Origin of the sequence: Tritonibacter sp. SIMBA_163, assembly GCF_046535935.1 — a bacterium.
GTDB lineage: Bacteria > Pseudomonadota > Alphaproteobacteria > Rhodobacterales > Rhodobacteraceae > Epibacterium > Epibacterium scottomollicae.
The window spans coordinates 1-276 of record NZ_JAWJBP010000377.1 but is presented as its reverse complement, the minus strand read 5'-3'; the positions used below and the strand labels follow the sequence as shown (position 1 = coordinate 276).

1 protein-coding gene is annotated in these 276 nt (G+C 60.5%); it reads right to left on the bottom strand.

The genetic code is table 11. The features are described from left to right. Nucleotides 1-276, bottom strand: a 276-nt coding sequence (locus tag R0J92_RS22790; RefSeq protein WP_411053339.1) for an oligosaccharide flippase family protein, incomplete at both ends; no start/stop codon positions are given.

The window sequence follows — 276 nt, the reverse complement described above, 5'->3', positions numbered from 1 at the left end:
AGCGATTCCGAGATCGTGCTCCACATCGCGTCCTTGCTGAAATTCATCCGCTTTGCCAGCAGGCAGTAGGCCACATCGCCCGACAGCTGGATGGGGATCAGCAGCGCCATGATCTGGAGGAGGTAGGCACTGTCTGGCGCACCCATCAGCACCGCCAGCGGCGCGGCCGTCAGATACAAGGCGACAGACATCACAAGTGCCATGGCCAGATTGGCCAAAAACACCGTATGGACGGTTTCGAGGTCTTCCTCGGGCCGCATGATCAGCGCCGAGGTC